The sequence below is a fragment of the Pseudomonas sp. DL genome, from assembly GCF_047199225.1.
In the GTDB taxonomy this organism is placed as follows: Bacteria; Pseudomonadota; Gammaproteobacteria; order Pseudomonadales; family Pseudomonadaceae; genus Pseudomonas; species Pseudomonas aeruginosa.
In genome coordinates, this window is sequence record NZ_CP178323.1 from 1,028,429 (window position 1) to 1,050,959 (window position 22,531).

Consider the following 22,531-nt stretch of genomic DNA (forward strand, 5'->3'; position numbering starts at 1 on the left):
AACCGGCGCCGCAGGGGCGCCGGTCTTTCCAGGAGGGGCTGGTTTCAGCCGAACAGGCGTCGCTCCTGCGGACGCAACTGGCGGCCGAGCAGAGCCCATAGCAGCAGCACGCCGGCCAACCCGGCCAGCGGCCAGACGCGGTATTGCAGATAGGGCGTCAGGCCCTGCATGGGAATCACCTCGCCGCGCAGGATGCCCTGCTGGAACTGCGGGATCTGCCGGACGATCCGGCCATAGGGATCGATCAGGCCGGTGACGCCGTTGTTGGTCGCGCGGATCATCCAGCGACCGCTTTCCAGGGCGCGCATCTGTGCCATCTGCAGGTGCTGCAAAGGGCCTATGGAAGTGCCGAACCAGGTGTCGTTGCTCACTGTCAGCAACACCTGGCTCTGCGCCGCGAGCGCGGCGGCGAACTCCGGGTAGACCACTTCGTAGCAGATGTACGGGGCGATCTGGTAGCCCTTGGCCTTGAGCAGCGGCTGGTCGGCCGGACCGCGAGCGAAGTCGGACATCGGCAGGTCGAAGAAGGCGATCAGGCCGCGCAGCAGGTCCTGCAGCGGCACGTACTCGCCGAACGGCACCAGCTTCTGCTTGAGGTAGGTGCCCGCGCCTTCGCCGACCACGGTGATGCCGTTGAAGTAGCGACTCTTGCCGTCGGCGAGACGTTCACGCACCGGGACCCCGGTGATCAGCGCGGCGTTCTTCTCGTCGGCGACCTGGCCCATGGCGCCGAGGTAGCCGCTGGCCATGTCCTGGAGAATCGGCACCGCGGTTTCCGGCCAGACGATCAGATCGACGTCCTGCTGCGGCAGGCTCAGGTCGCGGTAGAGGTCGAGTTGCGCGCGGACCTGATTCGGGTCCCATTTCAGCTCCTGGGCGATGTTGCCCTGGATCGCCACTACCCTCAGCGGTTCGCCGGCCGAATGGGTCCAGGCGTGGCCCTTGAGATAGAGGCCGGCCGCCCACGGGCCGAGCAGCAGGACCAGCCCCAGAAGCAGGCTGGCACCGTGCGGGAAGAGGCGCGGCAGGTTCACCAGCAGGGCCGCGCTGAGGGCGATGACGAAGGAGGACAGCCATACGCCGCCCACCGGTACCAGCCCGGCCAGCGGTCCCTGCAACTGGCTATAGCCGGCGTAGAGCCAGGGGAAACCGGTAAGGAACCAACTGCGGAACAGCTCCAGTGCCAGCCACAGGGCGGCGAACGCCAGGGCGTCGCCCAGCGGCGCGTTGTCGCGGCGCAGGCAGCGCGCCCACAGCCAGGCCGGCAGGGCGAAGAAGAAGGCGACGCCGGCGGTGAAGCCGAGCATGAGGAGGCTTGCCAGCGGCACCGAGGCGGCGCCGTAGTCATGGATACTGACGTAGATCCAGCTGGTGCCGGCGCCGAACGCGCCGAAACCGTACCACCAGCCGCGCCACAGGGCGGACTTGCCGGGAAGGCCGCGCAAGCCGAGATAGAGCAGGGCGATCGAGAGGATCGCCAGCGGCCAGTAGTCGAAGGGCGCCAGGGCCAGGGGTGTGAGCGCGCCTGCGGCGAGTGCCAGCAGGTGTCCGGGCCAGCCGGGACGAGAAATCCAACGCATCGAATGTCCTTAGAGCCTGTTCAATGTCCGACTGCGCAGACCGGGGCCGCCTTCGGCTGCCGGACGGCAACGTCCGCGGCGACAGGGGAGTCTGGCGCAAGGCGCAAGAGTAAAGGAGGGGCTGGCGAGACGCCAGAAGGACGGCGCGGGAAGATGCCCCCTCCGCCGCGGCGGAGGGGGCGCGCTCAGTTCTGCAGGGGAGACAGGCGCAGCAGATGGACGCGGCGGCTGTCGGCGTTGAGTACGCGGAAACGGAACTCGCCCAGCTCGACCACTTCGTTGCGCTTGGGCAGGTGGCCGAAGGCGCTCATCACCAGGCCGCCCACGGTATCGAATTCCTCGTCAGAGAATTCCGAGCCGAAGAAGTCGTTGAAGGCGTCCACGGGGGTCAGCGCCTTGACGATGAAATCGCCGCTGGGCAGCGGCTTGATGTAGCTGTCCTCCTCGACGTCGTGCTCGTCCTCGATATCACCGACGATCTGTTCCAGCACGTCCTCGATGGTCACCAGGCCGGCCACGCCGCCGTATTCGTCGATGACGATAGCCATGTGGTTGCGGTTGGCGCGGAATTCGCGGAGCAGCACGTTGAGGCGCTTGGATTCGGGGACGAAGGTAGCCGGACGCAGCAGTTCCTTGATGTCGAAGGGACGCTCGTCGTTGTGCAGGATCAGTGGCAGGAGGTCCTTGGCCAGCAGTACGCCCATGACGTCGTCGAGGCTTTCGCCGACCACCGGGTAGCGCGAGTGGGCGGCTTCGATGATGGCCGGAAGGAATTCCTTCGGCGTCTGGGTCGAGCGGATGCTCATCATCTGCGAGCGCGGCACCATGATGTCGCGCACCTGCAGGTCGGCGACCTGGATCGCCCCCTCGACGATGGACAGCGCCTCGCTGTCCAGCAGCTTGTTGTCGTGGGCATCGCGCAGCAGCTCGAGGAGCTCCTGGCGGTTTCTCGGCTCGTGGGCAAAAGCCTGGGTGATCTTGTCCAGCCAGGACTTGTGCCCGTTGCTCGATCGGTCTTCGCTCATTTTTCCTTGCTCGGTGGCTCTTCGTCGTCGCAGGCGTACGGATCGGGATGACCCAGTTCCGCCAGCAATTCACGTTCCAGTGTTTCCATTTCTTCCGCTTCGGCGTCGTCGATGTGGTCGTAGCCGAGCAGGTGCAGGCAGCCGTGGATCACCAGGTGGGCCCAGTGGGCCTGCAACGGCTTGCGCTGTTCCAGGGCTTCGCGGGCGACCACCGGGGCGCAGATCACCAGGTCGCCGAGCAGCGGGATATCGAGAAGCTCGTCCGGGACATCGGCGGGGAAGGACAGCACGTTGGTCGCGTAGTCCTTGTGCCGGTAGGTGCTGTTCAGTTCCAGGCCTTCGGCCTCGTCCACCAGGCGGATGGTCAGCTCCGACTCCGGACGCTGGCGCAGGGCCAGTTCGCACCAGGCGCGGAACTGCGCTTCGGAGGGCAGGTCCGGGGCGGCGCTGGCGACCTGCAGGTCGAGCTCAAGCGGCATCGTGACCGCCCTTGCCCGTTCCCTCGACCGGCCGCACCTGGCCTTGCTGGCGGCTCTCGTGACGCTCGTAGGCTTCGACGATACGCTGCACCAGCGGGTGGCGGACCACATCCTTGGGCTTGAAGTGGGTGAAGCTGATGCCGGGGACGTCCTGCAGGACCTCGATCACGTGCTTGAGGCCGGAGCGGGTGCCGCGGGGCAGGTCGACCTGGGTGACGTCGCCGGTGATCACCGCGGTGGAGCCGAAGCCGATCCGGGTGAGGAACATCTTCATCTGCTCGACTGTGGTGTTCTGGCTCTCGTCGAGGATGATGAAGCTGTTGTTCAGCGTGCGCCCGCGCATGTAGGCCAGCGGCGCGACCTCGATGACGTTGCGCTCGATCAGCTTGGCCACGTGTTCGAAGCCGAGCATCTCGTAGAGCGCGTCGTAGAGCGGGCGCAGGTAGGGGTCGATCTTCTGCGACAGATCGCCGGGAAGGAAACCGAGCTTCTCGCCGGCCTCGACCGCCGGGCGCACCAGCAGGATGCGGCGGATCTGCTCGCGCTCCAGGGCGTCGACGGCGCAGGCCACGGCGAGATAGGTCTTGCCGGTGCCGGCCGGGCCGATGCCGAAGTTGATGTCGTGGTCGAGGATCGCCTTGACGTAGCGCTGCTGGTTGGCGCCGCGCGGGCGGATGTGCGCCTTGCGCGACTTCAGGGTGACCTGCGGCGCGCTCTGCAATTCCTCGAGGTCTTCCAGGCCGGACTCCTGCAGGTACAGGTGCACGGTGTCGGGGGTGAGATCGGTGCCGTTCTGCGCCTCGCGGTAGAGACGCTGCAGCAGGCGTTCGGCGACCTTGGTCCGGCGCGGTTCGCCGGCCAGTTCGAACTGGTTGCCGCGGTTGCGGATCTCGATGTCGAGGCGTTTCTCGATCTGGTGGAGATGCTCGTCGAACTGCCCGCAAAGTGTCGCGAAGCTGCGGGCGTCGAACGGCTCGAGGATAAAGCGATGAAGTTCCTGGGGGGCGTTCAAGGTGTTCTGTCGTACTCGCCAGTGGCTGATTGATAGGGAAGAGAATAACCGCTGGATATCGTCGCGCAAAGTTGCCGTATCGCGGCGGCGCTTTCCCGGTTCCCGCTGAAACGTTGGTGCACCGTGGCGGCGGGAAGGTTCAGCGAGCCCGCCGTACGGTCGTCGGCCTCAATGCAGGGTGCTGTCGATCAGGGTGCCGCGCAGCGAGTGCGGCAGCGCGTCGTCGATGTGCACCTGGGCGAACTGGCCGATCAGGCGTGGATTGTCGCAGCGGAAGTTGACGATCCGGTTGTTCTCGGTGCGCCCCTGGAGCATGCCCGGGTCCTTCTTCGAGAAGTCGGTGACCAGGATCCGCTGGGTGCTGCCGACCATGCGCCGGCTGATCTCGTAGCCTTGCTGGTGGATGCGGCTCTGGAGGATCTGCAGGCGCTGTTTCTTCACTTCTTCCGGCAGGTCGTCGGCGAGGTCGGCGGCGGGCGTGCCGGGCCGCGCGCTGTAGATGAAGGAGAAGGAGAAGTCGAAGCCGACGTCCTCCACCAGCTTCATGGTCTGCTCGAAGTCCTTCTCGGTTTCGCCGGGGAAACCGACGATGAAGTCGGAGCTGATGCAGATGTCCGGTACCGCGGCCTTCAGCTTGCGGATACGCGACTTGTATTCCAGCACGGTATGGTTGCGCTTCATCGCCGCCAGCACGCGGTCGGAGCCCGACTGCACCGGCAGGTGGATGAATTTCACCAGCTCCGGCACCTCGGCGTGGGCCTGGATCAGCGCGTCGGAGAATTCCAGCGGGTGCGAGGTGGTATAGCGGATGCGCTCGATACCGTCGACGGCGGCGACCACCCGCAGCAGTTCGGCGAAGTCGGCCAGGCGGCCATCGTGGGTCAGGCCGCGGAAGCCGTTGACGTTCTGTCCCAGCAGGGTGACTTCGCGGACGCCGTTCTCGGCCAGGTGGATCACTTCGGCGATCACGTCGTCGAATGGTCGGCTGACTTCCTCGCCGCGGGTGTAGGGCACCACGCAGAAGCTGCAGTACTTGCTGCAGCCTTCCATCACCGAGACGAAGGCGGTGGGGCCATCGACCCGCGGTTCCGGCAGGCGGTCGAATTTCTCGATTTCCGGGAAGGACACGTCGACCTGCGGCTTGCGCGTGCTGCGCGCGGCGTCGATCATTTCCGGCAGGCGGTGCAGGGTCTGCGGGCCGAAGACCACGTCGACATAGGGCGCGCGCTCACGGATCGCGGCGCCTTCCTGGCTGGCCACGCAGCCGCCGACGCCGATCACCAGGTCGGGATTCTGCTGCTTCAGCTCGCGCCACATGCCGAGCTTGGAAAACACCTTTTCCTGGGCCTTCTCGCGGATCGAGCAGGTATTGAGCAGGATGACGTCGGCCTCGGCGGCGTTTTCGGTCACCTCGAGGGCTTGGTGTTCACCGAGCAGGTCCGCCATTCGCGACGAGTCGTACTCGTTCATCTGGCAGCCGTGGGTTTCGATGAAAAGCTTCTTGGCCATGCGCTTCGTCGGACAGTTCGAAAAGGACCGCGCATTATAGAGGGCGGGGCCCCCGGTTCCTAGCGTTGCTGGCCGAAAGGCTGTGCTATGATTCGCGCCCTTCATTTTCCGGCATTGCTTTCCCCGCCATGAACAAGCGCGAAAACCCCATCTACAAGGTGATTTTCCTCAACCAGGGCCAGGTCTTCGAGATGTATGCCAAGCAGATCTACCAGAGCGATCTGTGGGGCTTCCTGGAAATCGAGGAGTTCGTCTTCGGCGAGCGCACCCAGGTGGTGGTGGACCCCAGCGAGGAGAAGCTCAAGGCGCAGTTCGAAGGCGTTCTGCGCAGCTTCGTGCCGATGCACGCGATCGTCCGCATCGACGAGGTCGAGCGCCTGGGTACGCCGAAGATCAGCGAGGCCAAGGGCGCGGGCAACGTCATGCCGTTCCCCATGCCGATGCCCGGCAAGAGCGACTGATTCGCGAAAGGGACGTCAGGGCAGCGGCGCGAAGGGCGTGACGCCGCCGGCAGTCTGCAGTTCGATCAGGTAGTTGCGGAAGATCTGCCCCAGCACCCGGGTGGCGATGTCCAGTTCGTCGCGGTTCATCTGCTCGGCTACCAGGTCGGCGCTGTCCAGGGCGTCCTCGGCGCCGTTCACCGCTGCCATCTTCAGCACGATGTAGGCCTGTACGTTGTTCGCCGGAACCCCTTCGCCACGGAAGAACATGGTGCCGAGGTGGTACTGGGCCTGGGCATGGCCCTGTAGAGAAGCTTTCTCGAACCAGTTGAGGGCGGCCTGGAGGTCGCGCGGGATGCGCTCGCCGTCGTAGAAGAATTCGCCCAGTTCGTATTGCGCCTCGGCGTCGCCGCCATTGGCGACCTGCTGGCAGGCGGCGAGCGCCTGTTGCAATTCTTCGGGAACGGTGTTCAGCGCGCAGCGGCCGGTCGCTGGAATCAGCAACGAGTTGCCTCCCGCCTGCGCGAGCAGCGGCTGGAGGATCAACAGGCAACCCAGGGCGAGGGTGCGGCCGGTACGGAACATGAGGGGAAGACACCTCCTGGATCGGGGCGGGCAAGGGCTGCCCGGCCAACGAAATGCGCTGACCCTCACATTATGAAATAAGCCGACGCCTCCTTACAAAGTCTTTACTGTCTTTTCGGGAACTTTGTCGGCGCGTTTATGCATTTCGGCTAGGAAGGCGTTCCGGCGGGGTGGAGGGCGGCGCCCGGGAAGGGCGCCGCGAAGAGGGTCATTTCAGCGCGGCGAAGGCTTTTTCGGCGGCGTTCAGCGTGATTTCCAGCTCCTTGTCGCCATGGGCGATGGAGGTGAAGCCGGCCTCGAAGGCGCTAGGCGCAAGGTACACGCCACCGTCGAGCATCAGGTGGAAGAAGCGCTTGAAGCGTTCGACGTCGCTGGCCATCACGTCCTCGAAGGTGACGATGGCGTCGGCGCCGCTGAAGTACAGGCCGAACATGCCGCCCGCCTGGGTGGTGACGAAGGGGATGCCGGCGGCGTCCGCGCGCTGTTGCAGGCCGTCGAGCATGCGCGTGGTGTAGGCGGTCAGTTCGTCGTGGAAACCGGGGCGGCTGATCAGGCGCAGGGTGGTCAGCCCGGCGGCCATCGCCAGCGGGTTGCCCGAGAGCGTGCCGGCCTGGTAGACCGGGCCCAGCGGGGAAATCTGCTGCATGATCTCGCGCTTGCCGCCGAAGGCGCCCACCGGCATGCCGCCGCCGATGATCTTGCCGAAGGTCGACAGGTCCGGGGTGACCCCGTAGTAGGCCTGGGCGCCGCCGAGGGCGACACGGAAGCCGGTCATCACTTCGTCGAAGATCAGCACCACGCCGTGTTCGTCGCAGGCTTCGCGCAGGCCTTCGAGGAAGCCCGGCGCCGGCGGCACACAGTTCATGTTGCCGGCAACCGGCTCGACGATGATGCAGGCGACCTCCTTGCCGACTTCGCCCAGGGTCTTGCGCACCGCCTCGATGTCGTTGAACGGCAGGGTCAGGGTGTGCTTGGCGAAGGCCGCCGGAACGCCCGGGGAGTTCGGCACGCCGAAGGTCAGGGCGCCGGAGCCGGCCTTCACCAGCAGGCTGTCGGAGTGACCGTGGTAGCAGCCTTCGAACTTGATGATGCTGTCGCGCCCGGTGTAGCCGCGGGCCAGACGGATGGCGCTCATGGTCGCCTCGGTGCCGGAGCTGACCATGCGCACCATCTCCATCGACGGCACCATGGAGCAGACCAGGTCGGCCATTTCCACTTCCAGCGCGGTCGGCGCGCCATAGGACAGGCCGTGGTCGAGTTGCCGGCGCACCGCGTCGAGCACGTCCGGATGGCTGTGGCCGAGGATCATCGGGCCCCAGGAGCCGACATAGTCCACGTAGCGCTTGTCGTCCTCGTCCAGTACATAGGCGCCTTCGGCGTGCTTGAAGAACAGCGGGGTGCCGCCGACGCTCTTGAAGGCGCGCACCGGGGAGTTGACCCCGCCGGGAATGTGTTTCTGGGCGTTGTTGAACAGCGTTTCGGAACGGGACATGGCTAGCTCTCTATCTCTCGGGCGAGGCGCGGAGGCGTCAGGCAGGTTCGAACAGGGCGCTGAAGGCGCGGGCGCGGCGTTCCACCTCGGCGGCGGACGCGGCGGCGAACAGCGCATGGATCACGGCGACCAGATCGACGCCGCGGGCGATCAGGCCGGGCGCGGTGTCGAGGCTGATGCCGCCGATGGCGGTGATCGGCAGGTGCAGGCGCGGCCGGGCCTGGTCGAGCAGTTCGACGCTGGCGGCGGGGGCGCCGGGTTTGGTGCTGGAATTGAAGAAGCGGCCGAAGGCGACGTAGCTGGCGCCCTCGGCCACCGCCTGCTCGGCCAGTTCCAGTTGGGCGTGGCAGGTGGCGCCGATGATCGCCTGGCGGCCGAGCAGGGCGCGCGCCGCCGACAGCGAACCGTCGGTCTGGCCGAGGTGCAGGCCGACGCCCAGGCGCGCGGCGAGTTCGGCGTCGTCGTTGACGATCAACTGCGCGCCGTGGCGTTCGCAGAGTTCGCGCAGGCTTTCCGCCTCGCGCAGGCGCCGCGCCTGGTCGCTGGATTTGTCGCGGTATTGCAGCAGGCGCGCGCCTCCGCGGAGCGCGGCTTCGACGTAGGGCAGCAGGCGGCCGTCGTCCAGTAGCTGGCTATCGGTGATGGCGTACAGGCCGCGCAGTTTCATCGGCTGGCTCTCAGTGACAGAAGTCGGTGGGCAGGCGGCGCGGCACGTATTGGCCGTGGCCCGGACTCTCGGCGTCGCGCAGGGTCCGCCAGGTGTAGTCGAGGGCGCTCTGCACGGCGCCGTGCAGCGCTTCGCCGAGGGCGATGCGACCGGCCAGGGCGCTGGCCAGGGTGCAGCCGGAGCCATGGTAGCTGCCGGGCAGGCGCTGGCAGGTGAAGGTGCGGCGGCTGCCGTCGCGGCTGTACAGGCGATTGTGCACTTCGCTTTCGTCGCCGTGTCCGCCGGTGATCAACAGGTGCTCGCAGTGTTCCAGCAGGCGCTCGGCGCACTGGTCGGCGCTGCCCTCGGGCAGGTCGGCGAGCAGGCGCGCTTCCGGCAGGTTCGGCGTGGCGATGGTGGCGCGCGGCAGCAGCCGCTCGCGCATGGCGAAGCCGACGTCGCCCTTGCCCAACGCACCGCCGCCGCCGGCGCGCAGCACCGGATCGCAGACCACCGGCAAGTGCGGGTGGGCGGCGAGGATCTCGGCCACCGTGTCGACCATCTCCAGCGAACCGAGCATACCCAGCTTGACCGCCGCGACGGGCAGGTCGGCGAGTACGGCGTTGGCCTGGGCCAGCACCCACTCGCGGTCGAGGACGCGGAAGTCGCTGACGTTGACGGTGTCCTGCACGGTCAGCGCGGTGACCGCCGGGGCGGCGTGGCAGCCCTGGGCGAGCAGGGCTTCGATGTCGGCTTGTAGTCCGGCGCCACCACTGGGGTCGTGACCGGACAGGCAGAGCACTACGGGGCGGGAAGTCGGTGTTTTCATGGCGCGTGAGCTTACCACTAAAAGCGCTTCGTGGCGGCTGCGCGGACGACCTTTCGGGCGCCGCGCCCGGGCCCTGCGTGACACGTCCCGGGCCTGACGTGGCGTGGCGTGTGCTAAAGTTCGGCGAATATTCATACAACGCTCGCCAAGGGCGGACCATGACGAGGGAGGTGGGGCTCCCGGTCCGTTCGAGGAGCACTGCGGGGCATCATGCGGCACTGGCTGATTCTCTTTCTTCTTGCGTTGCCGTGCCTGGCGGGTGCGGTGAGCTTCAACGAGCAGGTCGAGCGCCTGCCGCTGGGGCAGTCCATCGACGTGTTCGAGGACGTGCGCGGTAGCGCCGATATCAACGACATCACCTCGCGGGCCATCGACAGCAGCTTCCGCCGCCATGACAAGGACGTGCTCAATGCCGGCTATTCGCGCTCGGTGTTCTGGTTGCGCCTGGACCTGGACTACCGGCCGGTCGCCTCCAGCGATCCGCGCACCTGGCTGCTGGAGCTGGCCTATCCGCCGCTGGACAAGCTCGACCTCTACCTGCCCGATGGCCAGGGCGGCTACCGCCTCGCCCAGCGCACCGGCGACACATTGCCGTTCGCCAGTCGGCCGATCCGGCAGAACAACTACCTGTTCGAACTCGGCCTCGAGCCGAACAAGCCGCAGCGTGTCTACCTGCGGCTGGAAAGCCAGGGGTCGATCCAGGCGCCGCTGACCCTGTGGTCGCCCAAGGCCTACCTGGAGGAGCAGCCCGAACGCATCTATGTGCTCGGCATCATCTATGGCGTGCTGTTGGTGATGCTGATCTACAACCTGTTCATCTTCCTCAGCGTCCGCGATACCAGCTATCTCTACTACATCCTCTATATCGCTTCGTTCGGGCTCTACCAGGTCTCGGTGAACGGCGCCGGCATCGAGTACTTCTGGCCCGACAGCCCCTGGTGGGCGAACGCCGCCACGCCATTCCTGATCGGTTCGGCGGCGCTGTTCGGCTGCCAGTTCGCGCGCAGCTTCCTGCATACCCGCGACCACAGCGTGTGGGTCGACCGCGGCCTGCTGGCGCTGATGGCGGTCGGCGCGCTGGTCATGCTGATGGCGCTGACCATGAGCTACGCCGTGGCCCTGCGCCTGGCCACCTACCTGGCGCTGGCCTTCACCGGCCTGATCTTCGCCGCCGGCATCCTCGCCTGGCTGCGCGGCATGCGCGTGGCGCGCTATTTCATCATCGCCTGGACCGCCTTCCTTCTCGGCGGCATCGTCAACACCCTGATGGTCCTCGGCTACCTGCCGAACATGTTCCTCACCATGTATGCCAGCCAGATCGGTTCGGCGCTGGAGGTGGGCTTGCTGTCGCTGGCACTGGCCGACCGGATCAACGCAATGAAGGAGGAGCGCGCGCGAATCCTCCAGGAGTCCAGCCGCAAGCTGGAAGCGCTGAACCAGGAACTGGCCAACAGCAACCGCCTGAAGGACGAGTTCCTCGCCACCGTCACCCACGAACTGCGCACCCCGATGAGCGGGGTGATCGGTTCGCTGGAGCTGATGCAGACGGTGCCGATGGACGTCGAACTCGCCGAGTACCAGCGCACCGCCGCCGGTTCGGCGCGGGACATGATGCGGATGGTCAACGACATCCTCGCCCTCATCGAACTGCAGGCCGGCAAGCTCTACCCGCGCCGCGAGCCGTTCAGCCTGCGCGGCCTGTTCGACAGCCTGCGCGCGCAGTACGCGCCGCGCGCCGAGGAGAAGGGCCTGCGCTTCGCCCTGCAACTGGACGACAGCCTGCCGGATACCCTCGAAGGTGATGCCGGCAAGCTGGCCCAGGCGCTGGGCTACCTGGTCGACAACGCGATCAAGTTCACCGCCAAGGGCAGCGTGACCCTGCGCGTCGCCGCCGGGCGTACCCATGACGGGGTGGCGCTGCGGGTGGAAGTGATCGACACCGGCATCGGTTTCGACATGGCCGCCGGCAGCGACCTCTACCAGCGTTTCGTCCAGGCCGACAGCTCGTTGACCCGTGGCTACGGAGGCCTCGGCATCGGCCTGGCTCTGTGCCGCAAGCTGGTGGAGCTGCTTGGCGGCGAGCTGACCCACGAGTCCCGGCCGGGACAGGGCAGCCGCTTCCTCCTGCGCCTGCAACTGACCCAGCCGGCCCAGGGCCTGGCGCCGCCGCCGCGGCGCGCCGGCGGGCAGGCGGTGCGGCGTCCCGAGGAGTGCACGGTGCTGGTGGTGGAGGACAACGCCATCAACCAGTTGGTGACTCGCGGCATGCTGCTCAAGCTCGGCTACCGGGTGCGCACCGCCGACAACGGTAGCGAAGCCCTGGAGTTGCTGGCGCGCGAGCGGCCGGACGGCGTACTGCTCGACTGCCAGATGCCGGTGATGGACGGCTTCGCCACCTGTCGGGCGATCCGCGCGCTGCCCGGCTGCGCGGAACTGCCGGTGCTGGCGTTGACCGCCCACAGCCACAGCGGCGATCGCGAGCGCTGCCTGGCGGCGGGCATGAGCGACTACATGGCCAAGCCGGTCAAGTTCGAAGAGTTGCAGACCCTGCTGCACGATTGGCTGCTGTGCCAGCCGATCGTCACCAAGACCGCCTGAAGCCGTTCCGCGGCTGGCTGAAATGCCGGCCTGCGCGACCTGTATGTCTCTTTAGGCAAAGCCTGAAGCGTGATTCACTGGGAAAAAGTGAATCCGGATTCAGTCATGGTCTATCGTGTCACCGAACGCCGCCTGCAACGCGATTCCGCGCTGCGCGAGCGCATCCTCCAGCTAGGCCTGCGGCGTGTCGCGGAGGGCGGTTTCGCCGCGCTGACCATGCAGGCCCTGGCCGACGACGCGGGGATCGCCACCGGCAGCCTGTACCGCCACTTCCGGGGCAAGGGCGAGCTGGCGGCGGAAATCTTCCGCCGCGCCAGCCAGCGTGAGGTCGATGCCCTGGCCGTCGTTCTGCGCGGTCCCGGCGCGCCCGCCTGGCGCCTGGCCGAGGGCTTGCGGCGCTTCGCCGCGCGCGCCTGGAGCAGCCAGCGGCTGGCCTTCGCCCTGATCGCCGAGCCGGTGGATCCTGAAGTCGACGAGCAGCGCCTGCGCTATCGCGAGGCCTACGCCGCACTGTTCGTCGAACTGCTCGAGGAGGGCCGGCGCAGTGGCGCATTCCAGCTTTCCCTGGTGCCGCTTGCCGCGGCCTGCCTGGTCGGGGCCATCGCCGAGGCGCTGGTCGGCCCCTTGTCTCCCCCGGCGCGCGCCGCTCGCGACAGCGGCCAGCCGGAACCGAGTCTGGAGCCGGTGAGTACGGCTCTGGTGAACTTCTGCCTGCGCGCGGTGGGCGCGCCTGTCTGCGAGGAACCCTCATGAACCTGCACCAGTACGCCGAAACCCACGAAGTGACCAACCAGGTACCGTCGCTGGATGGCGCCAACCTCTACCGCCTCGACCTGCCTCTCCAGGAGTGGGTGCGTCGCTACCAGGGCGGCTGGGCCGAGGAGCGCCTGCAGCGCTACGGTGAGCTGGCCGGCGGCCCGCTGATGGCGGCCGGCTTCCTGGCCAACCAGCACAAGCCGGAGTTCCATAGCCACGACCGCTACGGCAACCGCGTCGACCTGGTGGAGTTCCATCCCGCCTACCACGAGCTGATGCGCGCCGCCATCGAGCACGAACTGCCCTCGCTGCCCTGGACCGACCCGCGCCCCGGCGCCCAGGTGGCGCGGGCCGGGCTGTCCTACCTGCACAGCCAGGCGGAGGCCGGCACCGGTTGCCCGTTGACCATGACCTACGCCAGCGTGCCGGCGATTCGCCTGCAGGCGGACCTGGCCGAGAAATGGCTGCCGAAGATCCTCTCCCGCGAGTACGACCCGCGCAACGTGCCGATGGAGCAGAAGGCGGGCGTCACCATCGGCATGGCGATGACCGAGAAGCAGGGCGGCACCGACGTCCGGGCCAATACCACGCGGGCCTACCCGGTGGGGATTCCCGGGCCGGGGCAGGCCTACGAACTGGTCGGGCACAAGTGGTTCTGCTCGGCGCCGATGTGCGACGCCTTCCTCACCCTGGCCTACACCGACAAGGGCCTGACCTGCTTCCTGCTGCCGCGCCACCGGCCGGACGGCAGCCGCAACCAGTTCTACATCCAGCGCCTGAAGGACAAGCTGGGCAACTGGTCGAACGCCTCCAGCGAAATCGAGTATCGCGGCGCCCTGGCCTGGATGGTCGGCGAAGAGGGCCGTGGCGTGCCGACCATCATCGAGATGGTCGCCATGACCCGCTTCGACTGCATGATCGGCTCCAGCGCACTGATGCGTCAGGCGTTGACCCAGGCCGCCCACCACTGTGCCTACCGCAAGGTCGGCGGGCGGGTGCTGGCCGAGCAACCGCTGATGCAGAACGTGCTCGCCGACCTGGCCCTGGAAAGCGAGGCGGCGCTGGCCCTGACCCTGCGCATGGGGCATGCCCTGGACCGTGGCCACGACGAGCAGGAGGAGAAGTTCGCCCGCCTGGTCACCGCGGTGGGCAAGTACTGGATCTGCAAGCGTGCCCCGGCGATGATCAACGAAGCCTCCGAATGCATGGGCGGTGCCGGCTACGTCGAGGAAACCATCCTGCCGCGGCTGTACCGCGAGGCCCCGGTGAACTCGATCTGGGAAGGTTCCGGCAACGTGCAGTGCCTGGACGTGCTGCGTGCCCTGTCGAAGGAGCCGGGGGTGCTCGACGCGTTGTTCGCCGAACTGGGCGACGGCCATGGCGACGCCCGTCTCGCCGCGCACATCGGCAACCTCAAGGCGGCCTTCGCCGACACCGCCGACATCCAGTACCGCGCCCGCCAGCTCACCGAGGACGTGGCGATCGCCCTGCAGGCCAAGCTGTTGCTGGAAGCCGGCAACTCCGCGGTGTCCGACGCCTTCATCGGCAGTCGCCTGGGGGACGGCGGGCGGGTCTACGGCACCCTGCCGCGCGGCGTCGAGGTCGAGGCGCTGTTGGCTCGCGCCACCCCGCACCTGGCCTGAGGCGCGTCGCGATGCAGGCGCATCCGCGCTACCGGGAGCTGGTCGAGCAGGGCTTCGCCGCGGCCAGTTTCGTCGGCGACCTCGGCATCCGTCCGCTGGACTGCGGGCCGGGTTGGGTCGAAGCGGGGCTGGACATCCTGCCCCGCCACGCCCAGCAGAACGGCTTCATCCATGCCGGGGTCCAGGCGACCCTGGCCGACCATGCCGCCGGGGCCGCCGCCGCGACCCTGGTGGAGGAGGGGCAGACGGTGCTGACCCTGGAGTTCAAGCTCAACCTGTTGCGCCCGGCGCTTTGCCAGCGCCTGTTGTGTCGCGCCGAGGTGCTCAAGGCCGGGCGCCAGGTGACGGTGGTCGAGGCCGAGGTGTTCGCCGAGCGGGACGGTCGGCGGCACCTGTTCAGCAAGGCCACCGTGACCATGGCGGTGGTGGCGCTGGCCGAATGAGGTAACGGGAGAAAAGCGCTGTGTTTTCCTGTCGGTACAGGCAAGATGTTTTCCATGCGAACCGACAGGAAGCCCACCATGAGTATCGATTCCGACGACGGGTTCGTCGTCGCCCGCACGGCCGAGGAGGCCGTCGACCGTCTTGCCGAGCTGCACCGCCAGGCCACCGCGGCGCTGAGCCAGGCGCTCAAGCGCTACATCAAGGAGCGCATCGAGCCAAGCGAGGCCGAGCGGCAGAACTTCCACTACCCGCAACTGCGCATCGGCTACCGCTGCCAGGGCGAGGTGCCGTCCACCACCCGCGCCTACGCCAAGGTCCAGGTGCCGGGCGAATACAGCGTCACCGTCACCCACCCCGACGCCTTCCGCAAGTACCTGCTGGAACAGTTGCGTCCGCTGATGGACGATTTCACCGTGCAGGTGCAGGTCGGCCCGAGCCAACAGGACATCCCCTATCCCTACGTGGTCGAGCAGGGCGACGAGCTGGCCGGCTCCGGGGTGACCGCCGCCGAGCTGGCGCGGGTGTTCCCCAGCACCGACCTGTCCGCCGCTTCCGACGACATCGCCGACGGCCTCTACGAATGGGAACGCGCCGACCAGTTGCCGCTGGCGCTGTTCGACGCCGCGCGGGTGGACTTCTCCCTGCGCCGCCTGGTGCACTACACCGGCAGCGACTGGCGCCACGTGCAGCCGTGGATCCTGCTGACCAACTACCACCGCTACGTCGACCAGTTCATCCGCCTCGGCCTGACCCGCCTGCGCGAGGACCCGCGCTTCGTGCGCATGGTCCTGCCGGGCAACGTGATCATCGAACGCGGGATGGACGAAGGCGAGGCCAACGCCATCGTCGCCGGGGTGGTCTGGCACCGCTACCAGATGCCGGCCTACCACCTGATCGCCGCCGATGGCGACGGCATCACCCTGGTCAACATCGGGGTCGGCCCGTCCAACGCGAAGAACATCACTGACCACCTGGCGGTGTTGCGTCCGCATTGCTGGCTGATGATCGGCCACTGCGGCGGCCTGCGGCAGTCGCAGACCATCGGCGACTACGTACTGGCGCACGCCTACATGCGCCGCGACGGCATCCTCGACCGCGCGCTGCCGCCGCACATCCCGATCCCGGCGCTGGCCGAAGTCCAGGTCGCCTTGCAGGAAGCCGCCGCCGAAGTCACCGGCGAGCGCGGCGAGTCGCTCAAGCGACGCTTGCGCACCGGCACCGTGCTCACCTACGACGACCGCAACTGGGAGCTGCGCTGGGCCCAGGAGCGGCCACTGATCAACCTGGCGCGGGCCATCGCGGTGGACATGGAGAGCGGCACCATCGCCGCCCAGGGCTACCGCCTGCGGGTGCCCTACGGCACGTTGCTGTGCGTCTCGGACAAGCCGCTGCACAGCGAGATCAAGCTGCCCGGCTCGGCCAACGCCTTCTACGAGCGCGCGGTGAACCAGCACCTGCGGATCGGCATCGCCGCCCTCGACCTGTTGCGCAGCCAGCTCAACTCGCTGCACTCGCGCAAGCTGCGGAGTTTCGACGAGCCGCCGTTCCGTTGATCGGACGCGCCGCGGTTTCCGTGCGGAAACCTCGGCGCGCTTCTACGCCTCGCGGCGCCGAGGCCCTACAATGATGGCCCTTCGCCCTGCGTGGAACCGCGGCGCCCTCTGCCGGTCGGAACGACCACGCCTGCCATCGATGTGAGCCCCATGCCGTTCAGCGTCCCCACTCATCTCAGCAACCCGCTCCGTCGCTTCGCCCGTCGCCTGGTGCCCGATGCCGCGCCGGAAGTGGCAGCGCCGTTGCCGATGCCGGAAAGCCTGGCCGGCGAACCGTGGTTCTCGGTCGGGCGGGCGGTCGAGGCCCTCGGCGGCGAGCGGGTCGATGGCTGGATCCTGGAAGAATGGCGTGGCTTGGCCCTGCGCGCGCGTTTCAGCGCTTGCTGGCGCGATCCGCGCGGCAACCTGTGGAATGTCCTGCCGCAGGCGGGCGCCATCGCTTTCCTGGCCGACCCGCAGCGGCGCTACGAAGGCGTGCCGCTGGCCGACCAGTACCAGGCGCTCAGCCGCGATGTCCTGCTGGAAGACTATCTCGGCCTGCGGCGCCAACTGGCCCGCGCCGGCCTGGACGACGAGGCCCGCGAGCGCCTGGCCGGGATGGCCGCGCGCCTGGAAAGCTGGCTGGCCCTGGGCGGCCGTGGCGACCAGGCTTGTCCGTGCGGCAGCGGCAAGCGCTACCGCAACTGCTGCTCCCGCCTGGTGGCCTCGGCCTCCTGAGCGACGTTGCGCGGTGCGACGCGCCACTGCTCGCCGGGTTTCGGCGTGCCGAAGGTCGCCGGGTCCACGCCTTGGCTGCGCAGTGCCGCCTGGAGCGCCTTGGGCGGGTCGTCCTGCTGTTCGTCGGTGAGATTGAAGGTACCGAAGTGGATGGCCATGCTGGTCTGCGCCTGCAGCGTGCGATGGGCCTGCACCGCGTCGTCGGGATTCATGTGGTGGTCGCGCATGAACCAGCGCGGCTCGTAGGCGCCGATCGGCAGGGCGGCGAAACGCATCGCCCCGAAGCGCTGGTTGATCAGCCCGAACTCCGGGCCGAGCCCGGTATCGCCGGGAAACAGCAGCGGGCCATCCGGCGAGTCGATGACGAAGCCGAGCCAGAGCGTGCGGTTGGTGTCGCTGCGGGTGCGCGACGACCAGTGCTGCACCGGTACGCCATGCAGCGTCAGGCCAGCGCCCAGCGGCACGGCCTGCCACCAGTCGATCTCCACGACGTCGGCGAAACCTGTCTGGCGGATCAGCCCGGCGTTGCCCAGGCCGCTGACCACCTTGGCCGTCGGCCAGCGCCGGTGGAGCTGGCGCAGGGTTTCCAGGTCGAGGTGGTCGTAGTGGTTGTGGCTCACCAGCACCAGGTCGATCGGTGGCAACTGGTCGAGCGTCAACCCGGGCGGATGGTGGCGCTTCGGGCCGATGAAGGCGAGCGGGCTGACCCGTTGCGACCAGACCGGGTCGGTGAGGATGTTCAGGCCGCGGTGCTGGATCAGCAGGGTGGCGTGGTTGATGTAGGTGACCCGCAGTTCTTCGCCGCGGGCGCGCTCGTTCACCCTTGGCGGCGTTGCCGTCGGCGGCAGGGCGAACCACGGGCGTTGCGGCGGGCGGTTCCACTGCCACTTGAGCAGGTCGCGCAGGCTCTTGTGCGCGGTCGGCTGGATATTGCGGAAACGTTCGCCGTCGAAATGGTCCGAAGGCGGACCCTGATAGGCGCTGCCAGCGCAGCCGGCCAGGGTCAGCAGGCTGATCAGCCAGGTGGGACGCAGGGAGGGCATGAGGGGATGCTCTTGCGGTCAGGCTCTCGGACAACCTAGCATGCCGCCCGGTACCCCGATCAAGCCAACTCGTTTCCAGTCATGTCCCGTCCCCCGCGTCCTTCCCCGCGTCATCCCGTCCGCCCTGCGCCACGCCGGGTGGCCAAGGCGCCGCCGAGCGAGCCGAAGCTGCTGCTGTTCAACAAGCCGTTCGACGTACTGACCCAGTTCAACGACGAGCAAGGGCGCTCGACCCTCAAGGACTTCATCCCGGTGCCGGGCGTGTATCCGGCCGGGCGCCTGGACCGCGACAGCGAGGGCCTGTTGCTGCTGACCAACGACGGTCGCCTGCAGGCGCGCATCGCCGACCCCCGGCACAAGCTGCCGAAGACCTACTGGGTGCAGGTCGAAGGCACGCCGGACGAGGAGCAATTGCGGCGCCTGCGCGAGGGCGTGACGCTCAACGACGGCCCGACGCTGCCCGCCGAGGCGCGTCTGCTGGATGAGCCGACGTTGTGGGAGCGGGTGCCGCCGGTGCGTTTTCGCAAGTCGGTGCCGACCCACTGGCTGGAACTGGTGATTCGCGAGGGGCGCAATCGCCAGGTACGGCGGATGACGGCGGCGGTGGGCTTGCCGACGCTGCGGCTGGTGCGGGTGCGGATCGGCCCCTGGAGCCTGGACGGCCTGGGCCTCGGGGAATGGCGGGAAGTGCCGGCGCGGCTGGACTGACGAGAGGGGCGTCGTCCAGCGGGCGCGGAACGATCAGTAGTACGACTTGATCACGGCGATGCCGCGACCCATCACGTCGCGCCAGGCGTCGCGGGTCTCGGCGTCGCAGTCGCGGTCGTGCTCGGCGACCGCCATCAGCAGGGCGTCCAGCCACAGGTCGTAGAGTTCCGGGCGGATATCCAGCGCGGCGCGCGAATGGCTGGCGCCGAGTGCGCGCAGCTTGCTGTCGGACATGCCGCGGGCGTACATCACCAGGTTCATGATTCCGGCACGCAGCAGGTGTTTCTGCGCAGTCATGTCGGTGGTGGCGAACTTGGCGCGAATCTGCGGGGAACTGGCAAGGAAATGCCGGTAGAAATCATCGAAGAATCCGGTGCTGGCACAGCAGCGTCCATAACTCTGCATGACGCGGTCGGCGGCGTTCATGGCGACTCCCTTGTTCTAGGCAATGGCAAGGCGAGCCGGCCCCGTTGGCCGGGGCCGGCGGATGATTACGAGTGGTTGGATGACGCGCGTGGCGCCGGGGTTACATGCCCGCGCCTTCGAGGCTGCCGATGACCAGGCCCTTGATGATGAAGCCCAGTACGCCCAGGCCGAGGGCGAAGAACAGGATCAGGGTTCCGAACTTGCCGGCTTTCGACTTCTTCGCCAGGTCCCACACGATGAAAGCCATGAACAGGATAAGCACGGTCACCAGACCGGTCATCATCCACTCTTCGAACAGTTCGGGATCCATTGGCAACCTCCGGATTTTCAAGCAAACGAAGTCCGGCTCGCGGTCGGACGGAGCGTGCCATGGGGGGCGGGCAAGGCGTTTATCGTTCTACGAGCAGGCTGCTCTTTATATGCGGGGGCCACGCGGGCATGACAACTGAAACAGGCTGCCGATTATACGGCATGCCGCCTGTTCCGTGTCATGTCCCAGGTCTCGCTACGATCAATCGCGCAGGTGCTCCAGCGGCAGTTCGGTACTCGCCAGCACCTGGTTGAGGACGAAGCTGGAGCGCACGCTGGAGACCCCCTCGATGCGTGTCAGGGTACCCAGCAGGAGCTTCTGGTAGTGGTCCATGTCCGGCACCACGACCTTCAACTGGTAGTCCGCGTCCATCCCGGTGACCAGGCTGCACTCCAGCACTTCCGGGCATTTGCCGATGACTTCCTGGAAATGTTCGAAGCGTTCCGGGGTGTGTCGGTCCATGCCTATGAGGACGAAGGCGGTGAGGCTCAGGCCGAGCTTCTTGCGGTCCAGCAAGGCTACCTGGCGGACGATGTAGCCGTCGTCCTCGAGCTGCTTGACCCGTCGCGAACAGGGCGATGGCGACAGGCCTATCCGTTCTGCCAGTTCCTGGTTGGAGATGCGTGCGTCGCGCTGGAGTTCTTCGAGGATACGCAGGTCGTAGCGGTCGAGTTTGTTCATGGCGAGGATTTCTTTCAGGTTGATTGCCATTGGCAAGGCGAATTTGAGTGATTTATTGCGCAATCAAGGTTCTGGTGAGCAATATTAGCAATCATTGGTCGCGCCTGGCGACGTATTCTTTTACCCAGATTCACGGCCCGGACATCTCGTCCATCACGGCTCGCCCAATCAGGCCAGCCGTGGCCGCCGACCCTACAGGGTTGCGCCGGCCTCCGGGTTGCACACCGCCCAGAAGGTGGAGTGAGGTGAGCCGTCGCCAACAGCGCCGAGCCAGGACAGTTACCCCAGAAGGGAGGTCGACGGGCCTCCCTTTTTCTTTGCCCGCGATCCGGCCCGTGCCGCGCTTTTACCCATTCTTTACCCGGCGTTTACCCACCCTTGGCGGAAAACGGCGGAAAGTCGTTCCCGGGATCATTCGAACGTGGCCGGGCGACCAGGTCCGGGGCGAGGCAGACGATGAACGGTGGATGGTGGCGAATGCTCGGGGTGGGCGCTCTCTCGCTGAGCCTGTGCGTCCAGGCGCAGGCCGACGACGGCCGAGGGGGACGCGGTGGAGCCGGCGGCGAGCGCGGTGTTGCCCACGGACAACCGGGACCTGGCCGCGGCGAAGCGCATGGCGGCAGTTGGGGACCGCATCCCGACTGGCGTCCGGGCCGGGTGGTGGAGGCCTTGCCGCGCGGACACCTGCGGGTGCCCTATCGCGGCGGCGAGTATTTCTTCGACGACGGCTACTGGTACCGACCCGACGGCCCGCGCTATGTGCTGGTCGTGCCGCCCCGCGGGGTGCGCGTCCGCAGCCTGCCGCCCTATGCGGAGCAGGTCTGGCTGGGCAGCGTGCTGTACTTCCTTGCCGCCGGCACTTACTACCTGTGGCATGCCGACACCCGCGAGTACGAAGTGGTCAGCCCGCCGCCGCGGGCAGCGGGACCCGGTTATCCGGTCAGCGGGCCGGCCGCCAGCTACGACGTGGTGGCCTACCCCGCGCGCGGCCAGGGGCCCGACCAGCAGGGCCGCGACCGCTACGAGTGCCACCGCTGGGCGGTGGGCGAGAGCGGCTTCGACCCGGCGGGGGCGACCTACGCGCCGGCCGCCGAGGTCGCCAACGGCTACCGCCGGGCCATGGCCGCCTGCCTGAGCGGGCGCGGCTACAGCGTCAACTGACGGTTTCCTTGCCGACCACTTCCTGCGGGTCGGCATGGATCAGCACCTCGGCCTTCGGGTATTCGCGCTTGATCGCCAGCACTGCGCGGTCGGTCAGGGCGTGGGCCACCGACAGGCTCAGCTCGCCGGGCAGTTCGAGGTGCAACTGGACGAACCAGTGGTTGCCGGAAATCCGCGTGCGCACGTCGTGCGCGCCGAGCACTCCCGGCACGCTGCAGGCGAGTTCGCGCATGCGCTCGCTGATGTCGGTAGGCAGTTCCCGGTCCATCAGGATCGACACCGACTCGCGAGCGATCTGCAGGGCGCTCCAGAGGATGTACAGGGCGATGCCCAGGCCGAACAGGCCGTCGCTCTGTGGCCAGCCGTAGCGGGCCAGGAGCAGTGCCACGAGGATGCTGGCGTTGAGCAGCAGGTCCGAGCGGTAGTGCAGCGAGTCGGCGCGTATCGCGGTGGAACCGGTGCGGCGGATGACGTGGGTCTGGAAGGCCAGGAGAAGGGCCGTGAGCAGCAGCGACAGCAGCATCACCGCGATGCCCCAGGTGGCCGCGCCGAGGGGCTGCGGGTCGCGCAATTGCTCGACCGCCTGGATAGCCACCAGCACCGCGCTGGCACCGATGAACATGGCCTGGGCCAGGCCGGCCAGGGCCTCGGCCTTGCCGTGGCCGTAGCGGTGGTCGTCGTCGGCCGGGCGTAGCGAATAGTGCACCGCCAGCAGGTTGAGCAGCGAGGCGGCACTGTCCAGCAGGGAGTCGGTGAGGCCGGCGAGCAGGCTCACCGAACCGCTCAGCCACCAGGCAATGGCCTTGCCGATGACCAGGGTGACGGCGACACCGAGCGAGGCCAGGGTGGCCAGGCGCAGCAGGCGGGCGTGGGGGGAATCGGGACTCATGGGGC

At 67.6% G+C, this 22,531-nt stretch carries 23 protein-coding genes; 9 read left to right on the plus strand and 14 right to left on the minus strand.

What is annotated here, in order from left to right:
• Positions 1–44 precede the first annotated feature (44 nt).
• The 5 genes from lnt to miaB form a co-directional block, all read right to left on the minus strand.
• Entirely contained in the window at positions 45–1,580 is a 1,536-nt protein-coding gene (lnt, locus tag ACI766_RS04825; protein WP_003118259.1) for an apolipoprotein N-acyltransferase, read from the minus strand.
• 185 nt (positions 1,581–1,765) lie between these two features.
• Positions 1,766–2,605, minus strand: coding sequence for an HlyC/CorC family transporter (locus ACI766_RS04830; RefSeq protein ID WP_003093161.1), 840 nt, complete (start codon positions 2,603–2,605; stop codon positions 1,766–1,768).
• On the minus strand, positions 2,602–3,084 hold the full coding sequence (gene ybeY, locus ACI766_RS04835; RefSeq protein ID WP_003093160.1) for an rRNA maturation RNase YbeY: 483 nt from the start codon (positions 3,082–3,084) through the stop codon (positions 2,602–2,604). The genes ACI766_RS04830 and ybeY overlap by 4 nt, the downstream gene beginning before the upstream one ends.
• On the minus strand, positions 3,074–4,096 hold the full coding sequence (locus tag ACI766_RS04840; protein ID WP_003093159.1) for a PhoH family protein: 1,023 nt from the start codon (positions 4,094–4,096) through the stop codon (positions 3,074–3,076). Before ACI766_RS04840 ends, ybeY begins: the two co-directional genes overlap by 11 nt.
• A gap of 168 nt (positions 4,097–4,264) precedes the next feature.
• On the minus strand, positions 4,265–5,605 hold the full coding sequence (gene miaB / locus ACI766_RS04845) for a tRNA (N6-isopentenyl adenosine(37)-C2)-methylthiotransferase MiaB (RefSeq protein WP_003093158.1): 1,341 nt from the start codon (positions 5,603–5,605) through the stop codon (positions 4,265–4,267).
• Positions 5,606–5,733: 128 nt separating this feature from the next.
• On the opposite strand from miaB, the gene ACI766_RS04850 reads away from it, so the two are divergent.
• A complete protein-coding gene (locus ACI766_RS04850) occupies positions 5,734–6,066 on the plus strand; it encodes a DUF1820 family protein (RefSeq protein ID WP_003093157.1) in 333 nt (110 codons plus the stop codon).
• A gap of 15 nt (positions 6,067–6,081) precedes the next feature.
• Here ACI766_RS04850 and ACI766_RS04855 read toward each other — a convergent pair whose 3' ends face one another.
• The 4 genes from ACI766_RS04855 to ACI766_RS04870 all read right to left on the minus strand — a co-directional run bounded on the left by ACI766_RS04855 (position 6,082) and on the right by ACI766_RS04870 (position 9,597).
• Entirely contained in the window at positions 6,082–6,630 is a 549-nt protein-coding gene (locus ACI766_RS04855) for a tetratricopeptide repeat protein (protein WP_003093155.1), read from the minus strand.
• Between the two features lie 208 nt (positions 6,631–6,838).
• Entirely contained in the window at positions 6,839–8,122 is a 1,284-nt protein-coding gene (gene hemL / locus ACI766_RS04860) for a glutamate-1-semialdehyde 2,1-aminomutase (protein ID WP_003093150.1), read from the minus strand.
• A gap of 37 nt (positions 8,123–8,159) precedes the next feature.
• Positions 8,160–8,789 (minus strand): thiamine phosphate synthase, encoded by a 630-nt coding sequence (gene thiE, locus ACI766_RS04865; RefSeq protein ID WP_003093148.1) that lies wholly within the window; start codon positions 8,787–8,789, stop codon positions 8,160–8,162.
• 10 nt (positions 8,790–8,799) lie between these two features.
• Positions 8,800–9,597 carry a hydroxymethylpyrimidine/phosphomethylpyrimidine kinase gene (locus tag ACI766_RS04870; protein ID WP_003100335.1) on the minus strand — a complete coding sequence of 266 codons (798 nt, stop codon included), beginning with the start codon at positions 9,595–9,597 and terminating at the stop codon, positions 8,800–8,802.
• Between the two features lie 210 nt (positions 9,598–9,807).
• Between ACI766_RS04870 and ladS the strand changes: the two genes are divergently transcribed.
• The 6 genes from ladS to ACI766_RS04900 all read left to right on the plus strand — a co-directional run bounded on the left by ladS (position 9,808) and on the right by ACI766_RS04900 (position 17,308).
• Positions 9,808–12,195, plus strand: coding sequence for a hybrid sensor histidine kinase/response regulator LadS (gene ladS / locus ACI766_RS04875; protein ID WP_076938844.1), 2,388 nt, complete (start codon positions 9,808–9,810; stop codon positions 12,193–12,195).
• 105 nt (positions 12,196–12,300) lie between these two features.
• Positions 12,301–12,948, plus strand: a complete 648-nt coding sequence (locus tag ACI766_RS04880; RefSeq protein ID WP_003093144.1) for a TetR/AcrR family transcriptional regulator — start codon at positions 12,301–12,303, stop codon at positions 12,946–12,948.
• Positions 12,945–14,594, plus strand: a complete 1,650-nt coding sequence (locus tag ACI766_RS04885) for an acyl-CoA dehydrogenase family protein (RefSeq protein WP_003119203.1) — start codon at positions 12,945–12,947, stop codon at positions 14,592–14,594. The genes ACI766_RS04880 and ACI766_RS04885 overlap by 4 nt, the downstream gene beginning before the upstream one ends.
• A gap of 11 nt (positions 14,595–14,605) precedes the next feature.
• On the plus strand, positions 14,606–15,037 hold the full coding sequence (locus ACI766_RS04890) for a PaaI family thioesterase (RefSeq protein ID WP_003093139.1): 432 nt from the start codon (positions 14,606–14,608) through the stop codon (positions 15,035–15,037).
• Between the two features lie 54 nt (positions 15,038–15,091).
• Positions 15,092–16,591 (plus strand): AMP nucleosidase, encoded by a 1,500-nt coding sequence (gene amn, locus ACI766_RS04895; RefSeq protein ID WP_003119204.1) that lies wholly within the window; start codon positions 15,092–15,094, stop codon positions 16,589–16,591.
• A 150-nt stretch (positions 16,592–16,741) separates the two neighbouring features.
• Entirely contained in the window at positions 16,742–17,308 is a 567-nt protein-coding gene (locus tag ACI766_RS04900; RefSeq protein ID WP_003106057.1) for an SEC-C metal-binding domain-containing protein, read from the plus strand.
• Here the strand turns inward: ACI766_RS04900 and ACI766_RS04905 are convergent.
• Positions 17,266–18,351 carry an MBL fold metallo-hydrolase gene (locus ACI766_RS04905; RefSeq protein WP_003118263.1) on the minus strand — a complete coding sequence of 362 codons (1,086 nt, stop codon included), beginning with the start codon at positions 18,349–18,351 and terminating at the stop codon, positions 17,266–17,268. The two genes, ACI766_RS04900 and ACI766_RS04905, sit on opposite strands and share 43 nt — an antisense overlap.
• 138 nt (positions 18,352–18,489) lie before the next feature.
• Here ACI766_RS04905 and ACI766_RS04910 point away from each other — a divergent pair, with 138 nt between their 5' ends.
• Positions 18,490–19,059, plus strand: a complete 570-nt coding sequence (locus ACI766_RS04910; protein ID WP_003114324.1) for a pseudouridine synthase — start codon at positions 18,490–18,492, stop codon at positions 19,057–19,059.
• Positions 19,060–19,092: 33 nt separating this feature from the next.
• Here the strand turns inward: ACI766_RS04910 and ACI766_RS04915 are convergent, their stop codons facing one another.
• From ACI766_RS04915 to ACI766_RS04925, 3 genes are all read right to left on the minus strand, one after another.
• Positions 19,093–19,485: a globin gene (locus ACI766_RS04915; RefSeq protein ID WP_003093127.1), complete on the minus strand. Its 393-nt coding sequence runs from the start codon at positions 19,483–19,485 to the stop codon at positions 19,093–19,095.
• 100 nt (positions 19,486–19,585) lie between these two features.
• Complete coding sequence (locus ACI766_RS04920; protein ID WP_003093125.1) at positions 19,586–19,795, minus strand: DUF2788 domain-containing protein; 210 nt, start codon at positions 19,793–19,795, stop codon at positions 19,586–19,588.
• 201 nt (positions 19,796–19,996) lie between these two features.
• Positions 19,997–20,506 carry an Lrp/AsnC family transcriptional regulator gene (locus ACI766_RS04925; protein WP_003119210.1) on the minus strand — a complete coding sequence of 170 codons (510 nt, stop codon included), beginning with the start codon at positions 20,504–20,506 and terminating at the stop codon, positions 19,997–19,999.
• Positions 20,507–20,953: 447 nt separating this feature from the next.
• Between ACI766_RS04925 and ACI766_RS04930 the strand changes: the two genes are divergently transcribed.
• Positions 20,954–21,637 carry a DUF6515 family protein gene (locus ACI766_RS04930; RefSeq protein WP_087823831.1) on the plus strand — a complete coding sequence of 228 codons (684 nt, stop codon included), beginning with the start codon at positions 20,954–20,956 and terminating at the stop codon, positions 21,635–21,637.
• On the opposite strand, the gene fieF is transcribed toward ACI766_RS04930, so the two are convergent.
• Positions 21,630–22,526, minus strand: a complete 897-nt coding sequence (gene fieF, locus ACI766_RS04935; RefSeq protein ID WP_003093118.1) for a CDF family cation-efflux transporter FieF — start codon at positions 22,524–22,526, stop codon at positions 21,630–21,632. The genes ACI766_RS04930 and fieF overlap by 8 nt on opposite strands.
• Positions 22,527–22,531 lie beyond the last annotated feature (5 nt).